The 3796-nt window shown below is 55.2% G+C and carries 3 protein-coding genes and 1 pseudogene; 2 read left to right on the forward strand and 2 right to left on the reverse strand.

The window, feature by feature from the left end:
* Both C7K08_RS13025 and C7K08_RS13030 read right to left on the reverse strand, forming a co-directional pair.
* The coding region (locus tag C7K08_RS13025; protein WP_133165280.1) for a hypothetical protein at nt 1-1265 on the reverse strand (1265 nt) is incomplete at its 3' end.
* Between the two features lie 32 nt (nt 1266-1297).
* On the reverse strand, nt 1298-2536 hold the full coding sequence (locus tag C7K08_RS13030; RefSeq protein ID WP_133165281.1) for a glycosyltransferase: 1239 nt from the start codon (nt 2534-2536) through the stop codon (nt 1298-1300).
* On the opposite strand from C7K08_RS13030, the gene C7K08_RS13035 reads away from it, so the two are divergent.
* Entirely contained in the window at nt 2492-3406 is a 915-nt protein-coding gene (locus C7K08_RS13035; RefSeq protein ID WP_106500995.1) for a hypothetical protein, read from the forward strand. The two genes, C7K08_RS13030 and C7K08_RS13035, sit on opposite strands and share 45 nt — an antisense overlap.
* Nucleotides 3397-3796 (forward strand): annotated as a pseudogene (locus C7K08_RS13040) (hypothetical protein); the annotation flags it as partial. The gene C7K08_RS13035 and the pseudogene C7K08_RS13040, both read left to right, overlap by 10 nt.

Genomic DNA, 3796 nt, shown 5'->3' on the forward strand with positions numbered 1-3796 from the left:
TCTTTCTTCATCCATATAGGTGCTTTTCCGCCCATGCCGCCCCATTCGTGAATTCCATTACGCCAACGGGTTGGATTGGAATGCACTATTCCTGGTGTATTCCAATAAGTCCAGCCAATTTTATGTTGCACAGTTCCCTGGTGGCATATATAAAAATCTGCAAAGCCTGCCAAATTTATGCTGCTTAGCAGTGGTAACCCAATTGCTTCTATTATTTCAGCTGTGCAACTTTTTTCTTGCAGTAATTCTTTAATCTGGGCTGCTAAGGATATTTCTTCGCGGATCAATTCCTGAAGTGTTATTCCGTAGTATATTTCTTGATTGCTCGTGCCCTGTTGTATGGAAAAGCCATCTAGGATAAGCATTGGGGTGCATTGCCTTGATTCAAATTCCTTTATTAGCTCTACTATGAATTCTTTTAGGCCATGGGCTAACGCCCCTCGAGTTTTAAGAGATACCCATARCACCCAWCCGCCATYYTGYTTCCAGCGMATTATGCGTTCTTTTRTTTTTGTATGCTCTTGTATTTGATTSGTGGAATGATTGTTATCAGCGTATTCTTGAATGCGATTGCGTAAGCCTTCGCTAATAACACTGGGCCTGCAGCTTATGGGCAGTTCAAATTCCTGTCTGTTGCCATCACATTGTTCATGTTGTTTTAGCCATTGGTATTCGGGAAATAAATCTTCARGGGGTGCCATTGGCTCGGAGCCTATTATTTTTATGCTTGATTTTATATCTTGCTTATTTTCTTCAAGACATGTGTATGTGTTTAGCAAGCAATGGGCAAAGTTGGGATGCCCTTCAATGCTTARCTGCGTAGAGGCAGCTTTTGCCTCAGGGTTCAKCTGCGGCTGATTTAATAATTCGGGCAGTAAAACGTTAGTTRCTTGTAAAAACCAATTGCCATCTGCTAATGARTAWGGAAGATGYAGTAGTATTTGCTCCCGAATTAAATATATTGCTTCCAGTTGATGGCCTGCACCTAGATATCCAGGCATTAATAATGCCCGTTGCTTCTGCTCTTTCAATACATAGCCAAATACCAGTCCGTTTCTTATGCTGTGACGGGTTTCAAGTATGCGATTGCCCCAGGGGGATGGAAATCTTAGTTGATCTTCTTTATATGCTTTACCTTGCCAACTCTCTGRCCAGTGRTGCTGATTAAATTTCGATCGCCAATCTTGCCAGCGCTCAGCAAAATCTTGCCAAKCACTARGGCTTGGCTCTGTTTTAATTGTTTCAAGATTAATGATCTGAACCATCTAGCCCCCTTTGTTYGGAATCGGTTTTTGCTTCACTTWCAAGCAACTTTGCGGCATACACCTCTACTACTTGAAACACCGTGTAGCAGTCTTGCAGCACCGATAACGATTGCCGCAAAACCTTTTGCCTTTAGTGCCTCTGCAAACACCACATCATTGCCATCCTCTGGTAGCTGTTCATCAAATTGCACCTCCTGCCACAGCTCCCGCCGCACCATTAAACAAGCTCCAGTAATGGCATCGCTTGTCCATGCCCCATGGCAGGATTCTCCTGGCAAATGTCGCAGTGGCCAGCCGCGCCAGCGTGCTACGTAACCATCCGCTTGCTTCACTAGTCCCCCATCTGCCACCCGGCCCTGATCATCCAGCAGCAGGGCCCCCACGGGGCCAACGGCTGGCTGCAACGCCGCCCTCGCCAACCAGCCCAGGGTTTCGCCATTCAGCAGGCGGGTGTCGTCGTTTAAGAACAGCAGCAATGAGCCAGTGCTGGCATGGGCACCGGCATTGCTAAGCCGGCTCCAGTTGAATGGTTCATCCAGCCGCAGCAACTTAAATGCCTCCCCTTTGCGTTCTTGCCAGTGGTGCAGCAGCTTTGCAGTGCGGGGCTGGCAACTGCCGTTGTCCACCAGCACAACCTGGCAGATTACGCTCTCTGCCTGTCCCCATTTCCCCAATTTTTCCAAGCTCTGGAAGCAGGGGCCCAGAAGATCCGGGCGATCCCGGCTCGGAATGACTACAGCAACACTTTGTCGGGGCAGGGCAGCTGTCAGCTGGGCCTCCATCGGCCCCCAGGCCGGTGCTGCCATGCCCTGGTCGTGGTTTTCCCAGGTTGGCAACAACAGATCCGGATCCGGAGCCCAGCCATCTGTTTCCAGAAAACTGGCCACCGCGGTTTCCCAGCCATCGATTGGCGCCCAGCCAGCCCCCAGCCAGCGACGAAGCGGAGCCAGGGCAGCAGCAGCAGCGCCGCGCCGTTCGGCCTCCCCTAACCAGGCTTGAGCACCGCTGGAATCGCCCAGCTCCAGGGCAGCCTCCGCCAGGGCATAGGCGATCCAAGGATCCTGGGGAAGTTGCTGCACCAGCGGTTGCAGCCAGCCAGTGGCTTCCCAGTGGCGGCCCAGGTTTGCCAGCACCGTGCCGAGGTTCTGCCGAGACCACTGCTGCCCCCCATGGCCCTGGGTGGCCTGGCGCAGGTGATGCAATGCCAATAAAAGATCGCCGTTGGCATGGGCCTTCCGGCCCTCCTCGTGGTGGCTGGCAGGATGGGGCAAAGGCAGGCTTGGGAAGTGATCTTCACCATTACCTGCGAGAACCCTGAATGGCAAGAACAACAATTGCTTGAGCGCCTGCCCCAGGCAGATCACAGCCTCCACCAGCTAGTGCGCTGGCAGCCCAGGGGTAGCCCCTGCCAGAGCTCCCAACCGGGTGAATGGCGTGGCAGCCTTCCGATCAACGCCCAATGGGCCTGGGAACGACTCCCCGCCCTGGCGGCCTGGGTCCATAAGTTGCCCGCTACCACCACTATTGCCCTGCTGGGCTGGCGGCGCTGCTTTTCTGCCTGGCGCCAGCCAGCGGTAGACCTCACACCGCTCCAGCTATCCCTAACCCCTGCAGACCTCTGGAGCCTRCCCTTCCCCCTGCCGGGCGGTTGTGTGCTGCAGCGAGATTTGCCAACGCAAAGCAAAAGCCCTGATCAACAGCTGCCAGAAACTCAATTAGCAGGGGCCCTTGGCGCCGCTCAACCCTTGGGAATCTTCGCTGAACCCATCCTCGAATACACCCCCCCAATAACCGATCCCGAGCCATGGCTGCAGCAACGGGACCAACAAATCGCCGCCCAAAGCCAGCGCTGGGATTGGCCCTGGCGCCAAGAATTGGAATTCCGGCGCCACAGCCGCTGGCTGGCGGCCTGGCAGGCCTTTGAGCAGGGGGAAGCCCCCCTGGCCCTGGAGCTGTGGCGGCGGGGCTGCTGCCACAGCCAAGCCCCCCTGGCAAAGCAATGGCTGGAGGCACTGCGCCTGTTCAGCCGTTGCCAAGAACTACAACCAGCTGCCGTTACTGTTGCCGACCTCCTAAGGCAGCCTGCCTGGAAAGCGGAGGGTTGCAGACTGCTCGGGTTAAAAACCACCCCATGGGCGTAACTACTCCCCAGCTCACGGTTCCCCAGCTCACCGTGAACCTCTGGGGCCACCTCAGTGGAGGCTTTGGGCTGGGGGAAGGGGCTCGCTGCACCGCCAGGGCGCTAGAGGCGGCAGGGGTACGCGTGCAGTGGCGCGACTTACCGCTGGCCACCCATGTGAATGATCAACCCCTGGATCCAGCCGAGCCATTTCTGCCCGCAGCCATTGATCTAATCCACACCAATCCAAATGTGTTGCGCCAGAGCGATGGTCTCCCGCAACAACTGGATCTGCATGCCCCGCTGCGCATTGGCTTCTGGGCCTGGGAACTGGAAAGCTTTCCCGGCGGCTGGGAGGCAGGTTTCAATGGCCTCGATCAGCTCTGGTGTCCGTCCTCCTTCTGTGCTACCA

The sequence above is a fragment of the Synechococcus lacustris str. Tous genome, from assembly GCF_003011125.1.
Classification (GTDB): Bacteria; Cyanobacteriota; Cyanobacteriia; order PCC-6307; family Cyanobiaceae; genus Synechococcus_D; species Synechococcus_D lacustris.